The sequence below is a fragment of the Seongchinamella sediminis genome, assembly GCF_003457605.1.
Classification (GTDB): domain Bacteria; phylum Pseudomonadota; class Gammaproteobacteria; order Pseudomonadales; family Halieaceae; genus Halioglobus; species Halioglobus sediminis.
This window is the reverse complement of record NZ_QRAN01000021.1, coordinates 14,029-31,660: the sequence shown is the minus strand read 5'-3', so window position 1 is coordinate 31,660 and position 17,632 is coordinate 14,029. Positions and strand designations below refer to the sequence as shown.

At 63.4% G+C, this 17,632-nt stretch carries 16 protein-coding genes; 9 read left to right on the top strand and 7 right to left on the bottom strand.

Annotated features, from left to right (window positions below; genetic code table 11):
* Positions 1-141 precede the first annotated feature (141 nt).
* The gene (locus DWB85_RS16280; protein ID WP_117956674.1) at positions 142-1,038 is read right to left on the bottom strand and encodes an enoyl-CoA hydratase/isomerase family protein; all 897 of its coding nucleotides are present in this window, start codon (positions 1,036-1,038) and stop codon (positions 142-144) included.
* Positions 1,039-1,202: 164 nt separating this feature from the next.
* Between DWB85_RS16280 and DWB85_RS16275 the strand changes: the two genes are divergently transcribed.
* Positions 1,203-2,243 carry an AraC family transcriptional regulator gene (locus DWB85_RS16275; RefSeq protein ID WP_117956672.1) on the top strand — a complete coding sequence of 347 codons (1,041 nt, stop codon included), beginning with the start codon at positions 1,203-1,205 and terminating at the stop codon, positions 2,241-2,243.
* A gap of 40 nt (positions 2,244-2,283) precedes the next feature.
* Here DWB85_RS16275 and DWB85_RS16270 read toward each other — a convergent pair whose 3' ends face one another.
* Both DWB85_RS16270 and DWB85_RS16265 read right to left on the bottom strand, forming a co-directional pair.
* Positions 2,284-4,962: a cation-translocating P-type ATPase gene (locus DWB85_RS16270; RefSeq protein ID WP_162846167.1), complete on the bottom strand. Its 2,679-nt coding sequence runs from the start codon at positions 4,960-4,962 to the stop codon at positions 2,284-2,286.
* A gap of 126 nt (positions 4,963-5,088) precedes the next feature.
* The gene (locus tag DWB85_RS16265) at positions 5,089-6,204 is read right to left on the bottom strand and encodes a Glu/Leu/Phe/Val family dehydrogenase (RefSeq protein ID WP_117956668.1); all 1,116 of its coding nucleotides are present in this window, start codon (positions 6,202-6,204) and stop codon (positions 5,089-5,091) included.
* Positions 6,205-6,417: 213 nt separating this feature from the next.
* Between DWB85_RS16265 and DWB85_RS16260 the strand changes: the two genes are divergently transcribed.
* The gene (locus DWB85_RS16260; RefSeq protein WP_117956666.1) at positions 6,418-7,986 is read left to right on the top strand and encodes a thioredoxin family protein; all 1,569 of its coding nucleotides are present in this window, start codon (positions 6,418-6,420) and stop codon (positions 7,984-7,986) included.
* Positions 7,987-8,054: 68 nt separating this feature from the next.
* Here the strand turns inward: DWB85_RS16260 and DWB85_RS16255 are convergent, their stop codons facing one another.
* Entirely contained in the window at positions 8,055-8,822 is a 768-nt protein-coding gene (locus DWB85_RS16255; RefSeq protein ID WP_117956664.1) for an exodeoxyribonuclease III, read from the bottom strand.
* 90 nt (positions 8,823-8,912) lie between these two features.
* The gene (locus tag DWB85_RS16250; RefSeq protein ID WP_162846166.1) at positions 8,913-9,401 is read right to left on the bottom strand and encodes a tetratricopeptide repeat protein; all 489 of its coding nucleotides are present in this window, start codon (positions 9,399-9,401) and stop codon (positions 8,913-8,915) included.
* Between the two features lie 92 nt (positions 9,402-9,493).
* Here DWB85_RS16250 and DWB85_RS16245 point away from each other — a divergent pair, with 92 nt between their 5' ends.
* From DWB85_RS16245 to DWB85_RS16220, 6 genes are all read left to right on the top strand, one after another.
* Entirely contained in the window at positions 9,494-10,405 is a 912-nt protein-coding gene (locus DWB85_RS16245; RefSeq protein ID WP_117956661.1) for a LysR family transcriptional regulator, read from the top strand.
* A gap of 52 nt (positions 10,406-10,457) precedes the next feature.
* A complete protein-coding gene (locus tag DWB85_RS16240) occupies positions 10,458-11,255 on the top strand; it encodes an SDR family NAD(P)-dependent oxidoreductase (RefSeq protein WP_117956659.1) in 798 nt (265 codons plus the stop codon).
* Positions 11,256-11,282: 27 nt separating this feature from the next.
* The gene (locus tag DWB85_RS16235; RefSeq protein WP_117956657.1) at positions 11,283-12,002 is read left to right on the top strand and encodes a dienelactone hydrolase family protein; all 720 of its coding nucleotides are present in this window, start codon (positions 11,283-11,285) and stop codon (positions 12,000-12,002) included.
* A gap of 86 nt (positions 12,003-12,088) precedes the next feature.
* Positions 12,089-12,355 carry a DUF5062 family protein gene (locus DWB85_RS16230; RefSeq protein WP_117956654.1) on the top strand — a complete coding sequence of 89 codons (267 nt, stop codon included), beginning with the start codon at positions 12,089-12,091 and terminating at the stop codon, positions 12,353-12,355.
* Positions 12,356-12,428: 73 nt separating this feature from the next.
* Complete coding sequence (locus DWB85_RS16225; protein WP_162846165.1) at positions 12,429-14,543, top strand: toll/interleukin-1 receptor domain-containing protein; 2,115 nt, start codon at positions 12,429-12,431, stop codon at positions 14,541-14,543.
* A gap of 139 nt (positions 14,544-14,682) precedes the next feature.
* Positions 14,683-15,045, top strand: coding sequence for a hypothetical protein (locus tag DWB85_RS16220; RefSeq protein WP_117956650.1), 363 nt, complete (start codon positions 14,683-14,685; stop codon positions 15,043-15,045).
* Between the two features lie 61 nt (positions 15,046-15,106).
* Here DWB85_RS16220 and DWB85_RS16215 read toward each other — a convergent pair whose 3' ends face one another.
* Positions 15,107-15,859 carry a protein-L-isoaspartate(D-aspartate) O-methyltransferase gene (locus tag DWB85_RS16215; protein WP_117956648.1) on the bottom strand — a complete coding sequence of 251 codons (753 nt, stop codon included), beginning with the start codon at positions 15,857-15,859 and terminating at the stop codon, positions 15,107-15,109.
* Positions 15,860-15,976: 117 nt separating this feature from the next.
* On the opposite strand from DWB85_RS16215, the gene msrB reads away from it, so the two are divergent.
* A complete protein-coding gene (gene msrB, locus DWB85_RS16210; protein WP_117956646.1) occupies positions 15,977-16,525 on the top strand; it encodes a peptide-methionine (R)-S-oxide reductase MsrB in 549 nt (182 codons plus the stop codon).
* Here msrB and DWB85_RS16205 read toward each other — a convergent pair.
* Positions 16,517-17,596, bottom strand: coding sequence for an AI-2E family transporter (locus DWB85_RS16205; protein ID WP_117956644.1), 1,080 nt, complete (start codon positions 17,594-17,596; stop codon positions 16,517-16,519). The genes msrB and DWB85_RS16205 overlap by 9 nt on opposite strands.
* Between the last annotated feature and the right edge of the window lie 36 nt (positions 17,597-17,632).

Below are 17,632 nucleotides of genomic sequence, written 5' to 3'. Positions count from 1 at the left end.
CCTTCAGTTTTCGAACGGCCCAGGGAGCGTGGTTCCACCACGCCAGTTCTGGTTAGGCGCGCAGGTCGATCGCTGCAGTATCGCACAACTGTGCTGCCCCCACCTCACGACCGGAGGCGATTACGCCAGGGCCTGTTCGCACTAAGGCTCCATCTCACTGCGCACGATACCCGGGGTTGATACCTGCCCCTCGATACGGTCCGGATGGTCACGCTCGTTGAAGCGCCGCAGGCCATCCAGGAACTGCTCGCGGGAATCCGGGCTGGTCAGCAGGCGGTTGTAGCACTCGGCCTCGATACGCAGGCCCTCGCGCAGGTCCTGGCCGAAGCCGCGAACAGCCGCTTCCTTGTCGGCGAGAATCGCTGGTTGCGGCAGCGTGGCAATAAACCGGGCCAGTTCCACCGCCCGGTGCAGGGAAGTGCCGCTGGGCACGAGCTCGTTGGCCAGGCCAATACGGTAAGCCTCCTGTGCGTCGATCACCTTGCCGGTGATGATCAGTTCCAGCGCCCGCCCCATGCCGACAATGCGCGGCAGGCGCTGGGTGCCCCCATCGGCGAGGCCAATGTTCCAGCGCCGGCAGGTAATACCGAAGGATGCGTGGTCCTCGACGATGCGCATGTCGGCAAAACAGGCCCACTCGAATCCGCCGGCATAGGCCACGCCATTCACTGCGGCAATAATCGGCTTGTAGATATCGGTCCAGCGTGAGGGGCCGAGAATGCCGGGCGCCTCACCCCGGTTATGGCGCGCCACGTCGGCCGGCTCCACGGGGCACAACATGGCCTGTTCCGGGTCCGGGTGATCGGTAGCCCCGGCCTTGTCAAAGCTGCTTTTCAGGTCACCGCCGGCGCAGAAGGCGGAGTCGCCGGCACCGGTAATCACCGCAACCCTGGCAGCGTCGTCCGTGCGAAAACGGTTAAAGGCATCGATCAATTCGCGGTGGGTGCGCGGGCCAATACAGTTTTTCACTTCCGGCCGATTGAAAGTAATGATGGTGACGGGACCATCCCGGGTGTACTTGATCTCCTGGTATTCCATGCCTGCTGCTCCTGCTTTGCTTGCGCTGGTGGTGTCACTCGGGATCAGGGTAGCGGGTGACCAGGAGCCGGGACAGGTTATAATCCCGACCCGGAAAGGTCATTAGATTACATAATGGCCATCGCCAGACCACTGGATTACGCAAACTGAGGCTCATATCACCCGTGGCAAGCGCCAGCGCCAGATCACAGCATGACCGCCTGCTCTACCCCAGCATCCCGGTTGGCTTTCTCGAGGACGTGCTGCAGGCAGCCAGGCACCGCAAGCTTGACGTCGAGGCCCTGCTGCAGGCCAACGGCCTGTCCAGCCACCGCCTGCAGTTACCCGGTACGCGCATATCCATCGACCAGTACAGTCGCGTGCTCCGCCAGTTGCGCGACACCACCGCCGACGCCTGCATGGGCTTCCTGTCTCGACCGGTACCGCCGGATGCCTTCCGCGTTTTCGCCTTCAGCGTCGTTGGCTGTCGCAATGCCGGGGAAGTGGTCGCCCAGGCCAATGACTTTTACGCCCTGTTCTGCCCGGATTTTCACTGGTACCTGGAGCAGGCAGGTGACGACCTGCTGATGGGGATTGAGCTCGAGCCCGCCCTTCCGGTGGATTATCGCTTCATTATCCAGAGCCTGTTACTGATGGGCTTGCGACTGTTCGGCTGGCTGCTGGGCGAGGATATTGTCGCCAGGTCGGTGAACTTTTCCTTCACCAGCAATGCCACTGATGAAAACCTCGCCTACCTGTTTGGCAGCAACATCAACTACGCCAGCGGCGCTGACTGCCTGCGCCTGGACGGCGCCTGTGGCCGGGCACAGCTGGCCTGCAACCGCGACCAGGTAGCGCTAATGCTGAAGGACACCCGGCGCCTGTTCCTGGTGAGTCGGCAGCGCAAGCCGCTATCCCAGGCAGTGCGCCGGCGCCTGCTGCTGAACCGGGATCGGCGCTGGCTGGAAATCGACGAGGTCGCCGGGACACTGGGCCTGAACCAGCACCAGCTGTGGCGCAGGCTCAAGCAGGAAGGCACCAGCTTTCTCGCCATCCGCGACGGGATCAAGCGCGACTGGGCCCTGCTGCAACTGGAGGACCCGGCACTGACCATCGAACAGGTTGCGACGAGCCTGCACTACGCCGATGTCAGCGCTTTTCGCAAGGCCTTCAGGAAGTGGACCGGCGTGCAGCCTTCCCGCTACCGACAGCAATTGCAGGGTTGAGGCCTGCCGCTATCTCCCGGGCTGTCGCGCCACCCAGAAGCTAAGACCAGCGTTTTTTTAATTCAAAGCAGGCAAGGAATAGCAGTGCCGCCGCTGCCGGCCACAGCCAGTCTTCAAGTCGCAGGGCCTCGAAGCCGAACCAGGCGCCCAGGCCCGGCAAGCCGGTTATGGCGGCTACCACGACGAAGGATACCGCGATCGAGCCGGTCAACTTGCGATTGGCAAAGAGGTAGCCGCTGAAGATGCTGTCCCCCGTCCGGCGTGACACGATATTCACATACTGTATCAGCACGATGCCGAGAAACGCAGCGGCCTGGGCACTGCCGGTGGAACCACCGCTGTGCAGCACCATGTAGAAACTGAAATAACCGCCGAGCCCCATCAGTATTCCCATGGCGATAAGTTCAAGCAGGGACTGGCGATTGATGATGTGGGAACCCTCCCTGCGCGGCGCCTGCTGCATCAGGCTGCGCTCCGGCGGGTCGAAGGTCAGGGCCATCAACGGCAGCATCTCGCCCACCAGGTCGATGGAGAGAATCTGCACCGCGGTCAGCGGAATCGGCAGTCCGGCTGCAGCACCCACGAAGCCGGTGCAGACGCAGGACAGCTCGCCGATATTGGAGGTGATGGATGACAGGATCACGCTCTTCAGGTTCTGGTAAATGGTCCTGCCTTCCCGAACCGCGATGACCAGGGTGCTGAAATTATCGTCCGTCAGCACGATTTCCGCCGCTTCCTTGGCCACTTCCGAACCCTGTTTGCCCATGGCCACGCCGATATCGGCCCGCTTCAGGGAGAGGGTATCGTTGACCCCGTCGCCGGTGACGGCAACGACCTCGCCCAGGGATTTGAGCTGTTCCACCACGCGATACTTCTCCCGGGGTGAAACCCGCGACAGGATGACCGAGCGAGCTCCCAGGGCATCGCGAAGCCCGGCGTCAGGCATGTCGCGCAATTCGTCGCCGGTGATCACCCGGCCTTCGGGCATGCCGATCCGCCCGGCAATGGCAGCGGCTGTCACCGGATCGTCACCGGTGAGCATGAATACCCGCATCCGCGCGCCGTACACCGACTTGAGGGCCTCTTCGACACCCTCTCTCGGCGGATCCAGCATCGCCACCAGTCCGGCAAACACGAAGTTGTTTTCGGTATCCTCGATAGAGTAGTCCTGCTGTTCGTCGCCCAGTTCCCGATAGGCGAAGGCGATCACCCGCAGCGACTCGGCGCTGAAAGCCTCCATGCGTGCGGTGATCGCATCGCGCATGCCCGCGTCCAGGGGCAGCACTTCGCCTCCCTGCACAAGCTCGCTACAGGCTTCCAGCACGCTGGGTGTCGCTCCCTTCATGTAAGCGACTGTGCGCCCTTCTACCCTGCGCACCATGGTCATGCGCTTGCGCTGGCTGTCGAAGGCCAGTTCGGCGACCAATTCGCTGTCATTCAGGCTCTGCTCCGGCTGCAGGCCAGCCTTGAAGGCAAGTGGCATGAAGGCCGCCTCGGTCGGGTCACCGATGGCGTACCAGCCGCGGTGATCCGCATCCGGTTCATGGGTACGGCCATTACCGGCGAGCAGGCCGAGCTGGAAAAATACCTGCAGGCTGTCCAGTTCAGCCGCATCCAGCGCCCGGCCCTCGCGGAGAATCTGGCCCTCCGGCGCGTAGCCCCGGCCGCTGATCTCGTAGTCAACCCCGCCTGCCCAGGCACTCACGATCGTCATCTGGTTACTGGTGATGGTGCCGGTCTTGTCGGAGCAGATGATCGTCGTGCAGCCCAGGGTCTCCACCGAGGAAAGCCGCTTGACTACCGCGTTTTCCCGGGCCAGACGCCCCACCCCCAGCGACAGGGCAACGGTAATCTGGGCCGGCAGCCCCTGGGGTACGCAGGCCGCGGCGACGCCGATGGCGAACAGCAGGCTGGCATTGACCAGCGCAGGCAGATCCGCAAAGTCCTCGCTGCGCAGCAGCAGGTTGATCAGGAACAGTGCCAGCGCGATAACACCCGCCATCCGGGTCAACAGCCTGGCCAGGGCATTCATCTCCAGCTGCAGCGGCGAGCGGTCGCGCCTGATGCCCTGGCCAAGCTCGGCGATTTCACCGATAGCGCTGGCCATGCCGGTGGCGACGACCACGCCTGTGCCGCTGCCGCGCGCCACGGTGGTCCCCATAAAGACGAGATTGTCCTGCGCGTCGAGTCCGGCGTCGGCTGCCGGTATGGCCGCCGCGTCCTTCTCCTGGGGCAGGGATTCGCCGGTCAGCATGAAATCATTGGTGGCGAGTTCGTTGGAACTCAGCAGGCGCAGGTCGGCGGGGGCTGCCCCACCCTCCTCGATGGTCACGATATCGCCGGGGACGAGTTCGCTGGCGTCCAGTTCCAGCAGTTCGCCATCCCGCAGGACCACCGCCTGGCTGCGAATCATCGACCTGAGCCGCTCCAGCAATTGCTCGGCATGGAATTCCTGGTACAGGCCGATGGCGGCGTTGATCATGATGATGGCGACAAGAATAATTGCTCCCCGGACGTCCCCCAGATACCAGGCCAGCGCCGCGGCGACGAACAGCACCGCTATCATCAGATCCGAGAACTGGTGCAGGACTAGCTGGTACCAGGGCTGGTGGCCGGTATCCTGGAGGAGGTTGGGACCGTATCGCGACAGGCGCCGCGCCGCCTCCGCGCTGGCCAGGCCGCGCTCGGCATTGCTGGCAAGCTCATCGATAACACGCAACCCTGCCAGCTGGTGGGCGGGGGCGCTGAGCTCTGGGCCTGGCAGGCTATCCCGGGAGTGTTTCAACGAATCGACCAAGCACCTTGCGGATCAGGCTACTGCGCCTGCTGCCAGTCGCGAACCACCTTAAAACAGGCTCCAGCGGCGCAGGTCCATGGCCCGGCGCACCCGGCGCTGGGCCATTTCCTCCGCGGCCTGCCGCGGCATACAGTTGTTTTCGCGCACAATCGCCAGCACCCGCTGGGTGTTGTAGCTGATTTTCTCCTCGATAATGGCCATGGCGGCGGACTCACTGGCGCCGTGATACTCCATGGCGGCGCAAATCACGCCACCGGCATTGGCGATGAAATCAGGTATGCAAAGCACGTCACGCTGGTGCAGGATTTTTTCCGCCCCCGCCGTCATCGGTATATTGGCACCGGATATCACCATATCAGCCTGCAGTCGCGCCACGTTGCTTTCGTTGATCACGTCGGGGCGGGCGGCAGGAATCCAGATATCGCAGGGCACATCGATGATGGCCTGGGGATCGCCTTTCACGACCTCCGGCCCATCGGGATAGTCGACAACACTGCCCCCTTCTTTTTTCACGGCAAGCAAGCGCGCAACATCCAGACCCCCGGCACAGGATACCGCGCCGCGTGCGTCCGCGGCCGCAACCACGATGGCACCCTCCTCGCTGAAAAACCGCGCCGCATGGCTGCCCACGGCACCGAAGCCCTGAATGGCCACCCGGGCGCCGGCCAGCTCCCGTTCGCGGAATTCACAGGCTGCCCTGGCAGCGTGCAACAGGCCCCAGCCGGTGGCACCGATTTCATCCAGGGGAATGCCGCCCAGTTCGCGAGGCAGACCCACCGCCCTGCCGATTTCGCTGCGCACCCAGGCCATACACTCCTCATCGGTGCCCATATCGGGGCCGAAAATATACTGCTCCACTTCCGCCAGGGCGCAGGCGAAGGCGCGCACCAGGTCTTCTTTCTGCTCGCGGGGCATCGCCGGGTCGCCGTACAATACCGACTTGCCCCCGCCATGGGGCAGGTCAGCAGCGGCGTTCTTGAAGGTCATGGCCCTGGCCAGCCGCAGGCATTCCGTGGTGCTGACATCCGGCGCCATGCGCACACCGCCTATGGAGGGCCCCCGGGACACGTTGTCCACTACCAGGGTGCCGCGCAAGCCGGCGCCGGGCTCATAGACCTCGATTATCTTGAAAGGACCGAACTCGTCGTAGCTGACCTCTGCCATGCGGCCTCCACCTCCGGGGTATGCTTGCTGCTACCGCTACCAATGTAGCCTGTTTCGAGGCAACCTGGAGATGAAAACTGCGCATCGCTTGACCTGAATCACCCGGAGCACGGGAAACTCGCCGGCCCAGGCAAGCTTTCGCCCGCTGACCTATACTGGGACGAGGTGCCTGCATGGCCGGACCGGCTAACAACTATAACTACGGAGAGACCCATGTGCATACGCTTTCTTGTGCCGGTATTGCTGCTACCACTGATGCTGGGCGCCTGCAGTGAGGCGCCTGATTCCGCTCCCACACCCGGCGCAGAGACGACATCGCAGGCCCCCCCACAAACCGCAAGCGCCCGGGAGATCGCCTGGTTCGAGGGCAGCCTCGACGAGGCCTTTACCGCGGCCAAAGCCGGGGACAAGCCGCTGTTTGTCTACTGGGGTGCGCAGTGGTGCCCGTATTGCAAATATTTGCAGGCGACGATTTTCGTTCGCGATGAGTTCATCAGTATTTCGCGACAGTTCATTGCCGTGGATATGAGCAACGGTGATTCCGAGACTATCCGCCAGAGTGACCGCTTCAATATTGCCGGCCTCCCCACGGTCATCCTGTTTGCACCGGACGGGACCGAATTGACCCGGATTCCCGGGGGCATGGACATGGAGCAATATGCCAGCGTACTGGAGCTGACGCTCAATACCCTGCGCCCGGTGGCAGAGGTGCTGGCGGCGGCCAGGACGGGCGCCACACTGGCTGACGATGACTGGCGCCTGCTCGCCAACTATTCCTGGCGGAGTGACCGGGCCCGCATGCTGGAGGAGGAAGATCCAGCGGCGCTGCTGGCCCAGCTGGCTGCCGACTGTCCGGTCCGGCTCGATCTTGCCTGCAGTCGTTTGCGCCTGGCGGCGACCCGGTTCTGGCTGTCGGCCGAGGAAGAATCCCGCGATAGCGCCATTGGGGCAGAAAATTTAAAGGCATTCGTCGAGATTCTGGGCAATCCGGCCTTGCGCCCGGCCAATATGATCACCCTCGCCGACCTGGGTAGCGACGTGGTCACGGAGCTGGCCAGTGGCGAACAGCAGGCCGGGCTCCGCGCCGACCTGATGAACTATCTGCAGGCCGCCGCTGGCAACGAGAACCTGGGCCTGTTACAGCAGACGACCATCCTCTCCGGGTGGGCGGGCGTTGCTACCGCGTTGCTGGAAGAGGACCAGTCGCCGCCCGCAAAGCTGGTCGACTGGGGCCGTAACACCGCGGACGGGATGATGCAGGCCTTGACACCCTACCAGGTACACGCGGGTATCAATCAACTGTGGTTCGTCTACTACCAACTCGGCCTGGAACAGGACGCCCGCAAAGCCCTGGCAAAAGGCATCGATGAGTCGCAATCCCCCTTCTATTTCATGTCGGGCATGGCCTACCTCGAGCGCGAGGCCGGCAACAACCAGGCTGCCCTGGAGTGGTCCCGCAAGGCCTGGGAGGCTGCCGGTGAGCCCATGGACCGGGCCCGCTGGGGCAGCGGCTATATCCGTCGCCTGCTCGACCTGGCCCCGGAGCAGAGCGAGGAAGTCCAGCGAGCGGTGTCGCTGTGGCTGTCCGAGCTGGCCGCCCAGCCCTACGGCATCGAGGTATATGCAAACTCCCTGGAGCGGCTCAACACCCGGCTGGGCGAGTGGTCGGAGGAAGACCCGGCGCGCGGTGAGGTGGTCGCCGGGCTGCGTTCAGAATTGGCAGGGCATTGTGCGCAATGCCAGCCTGAGTCACCCGTGGCTGCCTGTGAGAGTGTGATGTAGCCCCGGCGACAGTAAACCCGGGCATCAGCACGGCAACCAAAGTACCGGTATGAACTGGCTGGCGCTACTCACCGATCCAGGGTCACCGCCACCGGACAGTGGTCTGAACCCAGGATCTCGTTGTGTATGCTGGCGCCGCTTACCTGCTGCTCTACCAGGGACGCGGTGCCCAGGACATAGTCAATGCGCCAGCCCACATTCCTGGCCCGGGCACCGGCACGATAGCTCCACCAGCTGTACTTCACTTCCTCGGGATGCAAGTGGCGGAATGTATCGATAAAACCCGCGTCGATAATCCTGTCCATACCGTCGATTTCCTGTTGCGTGTAACCCGCGCTCTTGTTGTAGTTCGGCTTGGGTCGCGCGAGATCGATCTCCCGGTGGGCGACATTGAAATCGCCGCACATCAGCACCGGCTTCTGCTTTTCCAGGGTTTTGACAAAGGCGAGAAAGGCGGCGTCCCAGCTTTGCCGGTAGGGCAGCCGCACCAGTTCATTGCCGGAGTTGGGGGTATATACGGTCACCAGGAAAAAGTCATCGAACTCGGCGGTCAGCACGCGGCCCTCCTGGTCGTGCTCCTCGATCCCGATATCGGCAGTCACCGCCAGCGGCGCCACCCGGGTGAGGATGGCGACTCCGGAATATCCCTTGCGAACCGCCGAATTGCTGTACACGTGGTAGCCGTCGATGCCTTCCAGGGCCGCGGAAACCTGCTCGTCCTGGGCCTTGGTTTCCTGCAGGCAGAGGATGTCGGTTTGCAGTGCGGCCAGTGACCGGGAAAAATCTTTTTTCATCACGGCGCGCAGGCCGTTGACGTTCCAGGAGGTGATCTTCATGGGTATTGGGTGTTGCGCCTGTCAGAATGGGGCGCACATTCTACCCCAGACCGGGCCGGCATTGGACGGCCTGGCCCGGGGTAGTGCCACTTAGAGGCGTTGCGCGAGTTGCAGGTTACGCTTCGCTGCCCGGGAGGCGGGGTTGAGCAGCGCCGCCCGGCGAAAGTCAGCCTCGGCCTCGTCAATGCGACCCAGCGCCAGGCGCACGGCGCCGCGGTTGTTGAGATGGCTCCACAGGTTCGCCTGGCTGCCCCGTTCCACCGCGATGTCACAGGCTGGTTCAGCGGCCTCGTAGTCACCTTGCTGGAAGTAGGCGCGGCAGCTCAGTGACTGGCTGCGTGCCAGGTGTTTGTCGTAACGGACCAGCGCGCGCTGGCTGCGCAGCAGCCTCAGGGCCAGGTCGGGCTTGCCCTGGGCAAGGGCCTTCTCAGCCCTGGCCAGGGATTTGGGCTCGTAGTGGCTCAGTACATCGGCACTGGCCGCCGCGCTCATCCAGACTGTGATGGCGATGGCCACAAGCACGCCGACGGCAGCCAGGACCAATCGATTGGGAAGAAATTGCTGTGTAAACATGGTCATTCTCCGATTTCCCCTCATGGGGTTTACGCAAGCCAAGATATAGATAAAATAAATGCATAGAAATACCGCCAATTAATATTGGGTATACATAAATGCATAGCAAAGATCCCCTCAGGGACTGGGCGGATATTCGCCTGTTCCTGGCTATACACAAACAGCGCAGCCTGGTGGCAGCCGCGGAAGTGCTGGGTTTAACCCAGCCCACGGTGGGCCGGCGCCTCGCCGCGATGGAGGAGCGCTTCGGCACTCCCCTGTTCGTGCGCTCGGGCCGGCGCATGCAGCTGACCGACGCCGGGGCCGGTATTCTGGAAAGCGCCCGGCGCATGGAGCGGGAAATGCTGGCGATCGAGCGCAGCCTCGAGGTCCACTCCACCGAGTTGTGTGGCGAGGTCATCATCTCGGCAACCGAGGGTACCGGTACCGACTGGCTGGCGCCGGTGCTGTTCGACTTCCACCAGCAATACCCGGAAATCCTGGTAAAGGTGCAGGTGGAGAACCGCGCGGTAGACCTGCTGCACCGGGAGGCGGATATCGCCCTGCGCATGGGACGTCCCTCGCAACCGGCGTTGATTGCCCGCCACCTGACCACCGTTGGCTTCGGCTTGTATGCCAGCCCCGAGTACCTGCAGCGGGCCGGGGTGCCGGGCTCTATCGAGGACCTGCAGGAGCACAACCTGGTGGCGCTGGATTCACTGCAGGGCAAAGGACCCTTTCACCCCCCTGAAGGCCTGCCGGCAGGTAATTATGTCTACTTCAGCAACAGCCTGGCGGCGCTGATGTCGGCCATAGAAGCAGGCTTTGGTATCGGTGGCCTGTCGCACCGCTGGGTGGCGATGCGCGGCAGGCTGATACGGGTGTTGCCCGAATACATCCCCAACCAAATGGAGCTGTGGCTGGTCACCCACGAGGAACTGAGGTACAGCGCCCGCATTCGCGCGGTGTCGGACTTTATCGCCGAGCGGGTGCTGGCGGATCGCAGCCTGTTTGAGCACGGCCATGCATAAAACTGCGGCCATGGCTCGCCGGCCCTGAGGGCAATGGACTACACTTGTTGTCATGAGCCAACCACAAACCGCACTGATCAGTGGCGCCTCCTCCGGTATCGGCGAGGCGCTGGCCAAAGAATTCGCCCAGGCAGGCACCGACCTGGTGCTGGTGGCCCGCACCGAGCCCAAGCTGCGACAGCTCGCCGACCAGCTCGCGGGCGACCACGGGGTGAATGTCTGGGTAGAGCCCCTGGACCTGGCCCGGCGCAGCGCCGCCGGCAGCCTTTTCTCCCGCCTGGGGGAACAGGGAATCGACATCGATATCCTGGTGAACAATGCCGGGGTACTGGAGCACGGCCCATTCGTCGGCATGGGCAGCGCCAACCTGCAGCGCATGATCGACCTCAATATCAGCGGCCTGACGGGCCTGCTGGAGCGCTTCCTGCCCGCCATGCTGGAACGGGGTTACGGCAAGGTGCTCAATGTGGCGTCCATCGCCGCATTCCAGCCGGTTCCCAGCCTCGCTACCTATGCCGCCACCAAGGCCTATGTGTTGTCACTGACCGAGTCCCTGTCCGAGGAACTCAGGGGCAGCGGTGTGACCATCACCGCCCTGTGTCCCGGCGTCACCGATACCAACATGGTCAGCACGGCCCAGCAGAAAAGCGGCGGCCTGAAAGTTCCGGGCTTCCTGATCGGCAACGTGGATGCTGTTGCCCGGCAGGGCTACCAGGCCTGCATGAAGGGCGAGGTTATCTGCGTACCCGGCACCCTGAACCAGGCGGCGACGCTCACCAGCAGTTCGGCGCCCAAATGGCTGACCCGGCGTTTTTCCGGCCTGTTGGGACGCTGGACCAGCGGCGACTGACTTCGACAAGCAACAGGGAACAATTTCATGGCGATTCAACTGCGACCTGTAGAGTACCGGCACCGCGAGGTATTGCTGGAAGGCATGCTGGCCTGGGATGATGCCCTGCCGGGGCCACGGCCCGGCGTGCTGGTGTCCCACGCCTGGGGTGGGCGCGGTGAGTTTGAAGTGGGCAAGGCCAGGGCCCTGGCCGAGCAGGGCTACGCCGGTTTTGCCCTGGACATGTACGGCAAGGGTGTACTGGGCATGGATCCGGAGCAGAACAGTGCGCTGATGGCGCCCTTTTTGGCGGACCGGGCGCTGTTACAACAGCGTATCGCGCTGGCGGTGTCGGTCCTGCGTGATCAACCGGAGGTCGACGCCGCCAACATCGCCGCCATAGGCTTTTGTTTCGGTGGCCTGTGCGTACTCGACCTCGCCCGCAGCGGCAGCGAGGTAAAAGGCGTGGCCAGCTTTCACGGCTTGTTCGATCCTCCCGGCAACACCGAGGGCAAGCGCATCAAGGCCAGGGTCCTGTGCCTGCACGGTTATGACGACCCCATGGCCCCGCCGGATACCATGACGGCCCTCGCCGCCGAACTCAGCGCAGCCGGGGCCGACTGGCAAATCCATGCCTACGGTAATACCCAGCATTCTTTCACCAACCCGGCGGCAGACAACGTCGAGATGGGCGCGATCTACAACGCCTCTGCTGATCGGCGCTCTGCCCAGGCACTGGCAAATTTTCTGGCAGAGTTATTTGACTGATCTGGTACCGACACAGGCAGCTCTCCTGGCCGGCAACCGTCAGGCGAAATGACCTGCAAGCTCGGTCACAGGACCCGGAGGCGACAGTGGGAAAAAACAGGCAGGAAGCGGAACTGGTGCGCAAGGCGCTGGCGGTAGGCGCAGTTTATGTCAAGAAACGCGGCTACGGGGAATTCGAGGCAACCGACTCCCACAAGCTCAAGGTCGAGTACCTCTACCGGGCGCTGGTTGAGGACAAGCTGATCCAGCCGCTGGCCAAGCAGGACCTCAGTATTCCCAAAATGGAGCATAAACTGGCGCTATGGATCAAACGCCAGTTGCCCGCTGATCATCCCCTGCTGGCAGAACAATAAGCGGCCAGGGTGGCGGCCGGGGAATGCTGTGGCACACTGGGCGTTCAGGTGATCGGCGCGGAGTCACATCCCTGTGACCACAGACTACAAATACAAGGCTTTCATCTCCTATAGCCGCCAGGATGAGAAAGCCGCCCGCTGGCTGCAGCGGGCCGTGGAAAATTATCGCCTGCCCAGGCACCTGGCCGCTTCGCTGCGCAAACAGGAAAGAGCCACCGCCCTGCGGCCGGTGTTCAAGGACCGGGAGGACCTGCACGCCGCGTCGGATCTGGGTGAGACCCTGCGCAAGGCCCTGGCCCAGTCCGAATACCTGATCGTCGTCTGTTCACCGAGGGCCGTCGCCTCGGAGTGGGTCAATCAGGAAATCGCCGAGTTTATCCGGCTGCGCTCGGTGGACAAGGTGCTGGCGGTTATCGTTGCCGGCGAGCCCAACGCCGCCGATTCCGGCCAGCCGCCCGAGCTGGAATGCTTCCCCGACCAGCTCAGGTTCCAGCTGGACGCCGACGGCACCCTCAGCAACCGGAAGCGGGAACCACTCGCCCCGGATCTTCGCCCGGGTGGCGACGGCCGCAGACTGGTGCGGCTCAAACTGGTAGCGTCCCTGCTCGGCGTCGACCTCGACCAGTTGATTCAGCGCGAGGCCCAGCGGCGGGTACAGGTCCTGGCTTCTGTGACCGTGTTTGCGCTGGCGATGGCAGGGGTGCTGCTGTTCCTGACCGTGCAAACCCTGCGCGCCAACCAGGTCGCCGAGGCGCGGCGCAATTCCGCCGAAAGCCTTATTGAGTTCATGATCAGCGACCTGCGCGACCAGCTGGAACCGGTGGGCCGGCTGGCGGTGCTGGACTCGGTGGGCGCCCGCGCCCTGAAATACTATGAGGGGCTGGGTTCAGAGCACATGAACGCGGACTCACTGGGGCGCAGGTCACGGGCCCTGTTACTGCTCGGCGAGATCCAGCGCGGCAAGGGCAACCTGTCGGGCGCGGCGGACATTTTTTCCCAGGTTGCCGCCGATACAGGAGCACTGCTGGACGCCGGCCCTGACAATACCAAACGCATCTTCGATCACGCCCAGAGTACCTTCTGGCAGGGCTACATTGCCTGGGAAAACCTCGACTTCGACCAGGCCTCCAGGCACCTGACCGAGTACCTGGCGCTGGCCCGGCGACTGAATGACATCGAGCCAGACAATCCTGACTGGCAGCTTGAGCTCCACTACGCCCACAGCAGCATGGGCGCCCTCTACTACCAGCAGGGGAACTGGCAGCAGGCCCAGCTCCAGTTTGGCCAGTCCCTGCGGCTGATCGAAGCCCTGCTCAATGCGCGGCCCGGTAACCCGGAGTACCTGCGCATTTACGCCGAGGAGGCGTCGTGGCTGGCGAGCACCTACCTGGCGTCAAACCAGTATGCGAAGTCGGCCGAGTTCAACGCCCGCGAGTACGAAACCTACCAGCGGCTGCTGCGACTCGCCCCCGACGACCGCACGGTGCAAAGCCGCATGGTGACGGCCCTGGAAACCCGCGCCACCCTGCAACTCAAGCAGGGTGACAGCGAGCAGGCCGGGCACACCCTGGCAGCGGGCGAAGCCCAGGCTGCCGTGCTCGTCGACCTCGACCCGGAAAACGCGGACTACTGGAAATCCTACGTGTTCATGAGCGCCCGGCTGGCCCTGCTGCATATTTCCACCGGCCGCCTGCAGCGGGCGCCCGGGTACCTCGACAGGTGCCGGGAATCAAGCCTGTCCCTGCGCTCACTGAACGCCGATTCCAGCAGATGGCTGCTCTCTGGCTACACCCAATGCCAGATCGCCGCGGTGCGCTACTGGCTGGCCATGGATGACAGCGAGCGCGCAACCTCCCGACTACAAGCGCTGGCAAGCACCCACGCCGGACTGCCCGAACAATTGCGCTCCCATCTCCTGTACCCGGATGTGAGCGCAGCAATCGCGCTGTACCGCGGCGATATAGCCAGGCTCCAGGGTGAGCTGCCGCTGGCGATGTCCCACTGGAAGCGCGCGTTGGCAATTCTGGACGGGGTGCCCCGGCCTACCCACGCCCAGTCCCATCTCAGGTTTAACGCACTGCTGCGACTGGGAGATAGCAGCGCGGCAGAACAACTTGGCCGCCGACTGGTCGATGAGGGTTACCGCAACCACGAATTGACCGGCGACTATCGCCGCCTGGCACCGTAAGAGCTCGCCACTACCGCGCCAGCAATTCTCACCCCGGCATGTGCTGGCTGGCATATCCGCCAGACTGGGCTAGGCTTAATTTCCGGCGTCAGCCAACCGGCGGCCACATAACTTGACAGGGAACTGCGAGGATTCAGACATGGGAACACTTGTAATCGATGTGACAAACAACGGCACATCCGCGACCTACGCGAAAGTATCCGGGCCGGGCAGCGTGGGCGCCGACGGGGAAATCAATTTCCAGGGCCAGGGCGCGGGGCAACAAAGCATCACCTGGAACCTCGCCAGTGGCACCTTCTCCAGCCCGCCGATCACCATGACAGACGCCAATGGCAACAGCCTTCCCAATGGCGGTGCGGGTGCCGAGTTCAGCTGGCCGGAAACCGGCGGCGGTGCCAGTCTGACCATTACCGACCAGGATGACTCCGGCGGCGCGCAGTACAACTACTGCCTGAAGACATCCGCCGGCGATCTCGACCCGAAGATCATCAACCGACAGTAGGGGCAGCCGTTCCTTTCCCGGCCGCGGCGGACCACAGCTACCGGGCCCCGCGGCAATCCGCTCAGTCGAGATCATCGTCCCGCGTCAGCGGGACGAAACGCACCGGCAATACCGAGCGCCTGGAGGCCTCGCCGGCCGCGCCCGCCTCCACCAGCAGCAGTTCCTGGAAGCCGTGCTCCGCGCCCACGGGGATGACCAGTTTCCCGCCGGGTTTCAGCTGTTCGAGCAAAGGCGCCGGAATGGTTTCCGGCGCAGCAGTCACGATTATTTTGTCGAACGGCGCCTGCCCCGGCCATCCAGCGTACCCGTCACCGGTGCGCACGGTCACATTGGCGTAACCCAGTCGCTGCAGTACGTCCGCCGCCCCCTCCGCCAGCTGCCGGTGGATCTCGATGCTGTATACATGCGCCACCAGTTTGGCCAGTACTGCGGCCTGGTAGCCGGAACCAGTACCCACTTCCAGCACCCTGTCACCGGGCTGCGGATCCAGCAGGTCGGTCATGAGAGCGACAATCAGGGGCTGGGAAATCGTCTGCCCCGCAGCGATGGGCTGCGGCGAGTTCTGGTAGGCCAGGTGACGGTGGGCGGGCGGCACGAATTCCTCCCGCGGCACGGCGCCCATCGCCGCCATCACCGCCGGGCTCAATTCACTGCGGCCGGTATAGCCGGCGGAGTCGCGCACCGACTGCCGGATAGCCTCCAGCATGGCCTCCCGCTGTGCCTGGCTGTCGCCGGCGTTGGTCTGCAATGACATAAGCACAACCATGAGCAGCACCGGCATCAACCAGCGCCCTCTCCCATCCGATCTGTCCATAGCCTGATTCTAGACCGCCGGGGCGAAAAATTCCTGTTGACAGACTAGCGGGTGATGATGATGGGACAAAAACGCCTGCGGGCCGGAATTTTTCCCCCGCGGGGCGGTCACACAATCATGAACAGACGCACCCTGCTTGGCGGATTTATGTCCCTGCCTCTGGCCTTGGCCCTGCGACCGTGGCCGGTCGGCGCGACTTCGTCCGCCGACATCGAGAGCATGCAGCAGAACTGGCGCGAGCTGTTGCCCCCGGACTTTTCACCGCCCGACGCCAACGACACTCTGCAACGCAGCGCGGAGGAGTGGCGTCGACTGCTGTCAAAGCAGGCTTTCCATGTGTTGCGCGAGGAAGGCACGGAACGCGCTTTCACCAGCCCCCTCAATGACGAACACAGGGCCGGCCTCTTCCTCTGCGCCGCTTGCAACCTGCCACTGTTCAGTTCGGCAATGAAATACGACAGCGGTACCGGCTGGCCCAGTTTCTTCACCCATATCCCCGCAGCGATGGGCACCAGGACCGACTTCAAGCTGATCTGGCCCCGCACCGAGTACCACTGCATCCGCTGCGGCGGGCACCAGGGTCACGTGTTCAAGGACGGTCCGCCGCCGACCGGGGAGCGCTGGTGCAATAACGGCGTGGCTCTGAGGTTCCTGCCCTCAGCCTGAGGAATCACCCTCGCTGTCCGGCGCTGGCAGGGGTTCAGGCTTGGAGATCAATACCGCGAACCAGGCGCTGCCGGGCTGCTGCTCGGCGACAAACTTGATCACCATGGTCAGCGGCACCGACAGCAGCATCCCCACCGGGCCGAACATCCAGCCCCAGAAAATCAGTGACAGAAACACCGCCAGTGTCGACAGCCCCAGGCGCTGGCCCATAACCCGGGGTTCGATCACATTGCCCACCAGGGTATTCACCAGCAGGTAAAGCAGCAGCATCAGGCCCGTGAGCAGCGGATCACGCTCCAGCAGGGACAGCAGCACCGCCGGCACCGCGGCGATAAACGAGCCGATGTTGGGGATGAAATTCAGCAGGAAGGCGAGAAACCCCCACAACAGGGCGAACTGCACATCCAGCAGCCACATACCGGTGCTGATCAACAGGCCGGTGAGCAGGCTGAGCAGGGTCTTGGTGGTTACGTAGCGGTTCATGGAGACCGCCAGCACCGACAAGCCGGCAATACGCTGGCTGTTTTCCGGGGTCCGCCCCGCCGCCAGTTTATCGCCCAGCGAACTGGCGTCGGCAAGCATGAACACGACGGTGAGGATAATCAGCAGCAGGTTACTGAGGGTATCTCCCAGGCCGGACAGGAACCCGGCGAAAAAACCCATTGCCGATCCGGGATCCAGCGCACTGGAGAGCGCATCGCCACTGATCTCGATACCCCGGTTGTCCAGCCAGTCCAGCCAGCCCCGCAACAGATTCCGCAACTGCTCTTCGTAATCCGGCAGGATCTGCACGAAGCCGCTGATTGTCGAGCCCAGCAGGACAAACACCAGGGCGATGAATAACAGCGCGGCGGAGGCAACGATGGACACCGCCAGCCAGTTGGCCACCCCGCGTTGACGCAGGCGGGTGATCGGTGAACTGAGAATGGTCGCCATGAACAGCGCCAGCAGGAACGGCACCAGCAGGTTGGACGCGTAGCGGGCGCCGGCGAGCACAACCACCAGCGCGGCCAGGGTCAGCAGTGTGTCGCGCACCGGTTTGCTGCCGGGAATGGACCTTGATAGGGACATAGACTAACTCTTGAACAGGTTTGTCTATAATACAGG

Coding starts and splice junctions, on each gene's coding strand:
- msrB (WP_117956646.1), top strand. CDS start 15,977: ATGAACAGACGCACCCTGCTTGGCGGATTTATGTCCCTGCCTCTGGCC.
- DWB85_RS16245 (WP_117956661.1), top strand. CDS start 9,494: ATGCATAGCAAAGATCCCCTCAGGGACTGGGCGGATATTCGCCTGTTC.
- DWB85_RS16220 (WP_117956650.1), top strand. CDS start 14,683: ATGGGAACACTTGTAATCGATGTGACAAACAACGGCACATCCGCGACC.
- DWB85_RS16260 (WP_117956666.1), top strand. CDS start 6,418: ATGTGCATACGCTTTCTTGTGCCGGTATTGCTGCTACCACTGATGCTG.
- DWB85_RS16280 (WP_117956674.1), bottom strand. CDS start 1,038: ATGGAATACCAGGAGATCAAGTACACCCGGGATGGTCCCGTCACCATC.
- DWB85_RS16215 (WP_117956648.1), bottom strand. CDS start 15,859: ATGGACAGATCGGATGGGAGAGGGCGCTGGTTGATGCCGGTGCTGCTC.
- DWB85_RS16265 (WP_117956668.1), bottom strand. CDS start 6,204: ATGGCAGAGGTCAGCTACGACGAGTTCGGTCCTTTCAAGATAATCGAG.
- DWB85_RS16240 (WP_117956659.1), top strand. CDS start 10,458: ATGAGCCAACCACAAACCGCACTGATCAGTGGCGCCTCCTCCGGTATC.
- DWB85_RS16205 (WP_117956644.1), bottom strand. CDS start 17,596: ATGTCCCTATCAAGGTCCATTCCCGGCAGCAAACCGGTGCGCGACACA.
- DWB85_RS16250 (WP_162846166.1), bottom strand. CDS start 9,401: ATGACCATGTTTACACAGCAATTTCTTCCCAATCGATTGGTCCTGGCT.
- DWB85_RS16255 (WP_117956664.1), bottom strand. CDS start 8,822: ATGAAGATCACCTCCTGGAACGTCAACGGCCTGCGCGCCGTGATGAAA.
- DWB85_RS16235 (WP_117956657.1), top strand. CDS start 11,283: ATGGCGATTCAACTGCGACCTGTAGAGTACCGGCACCGCGAGGTATTG.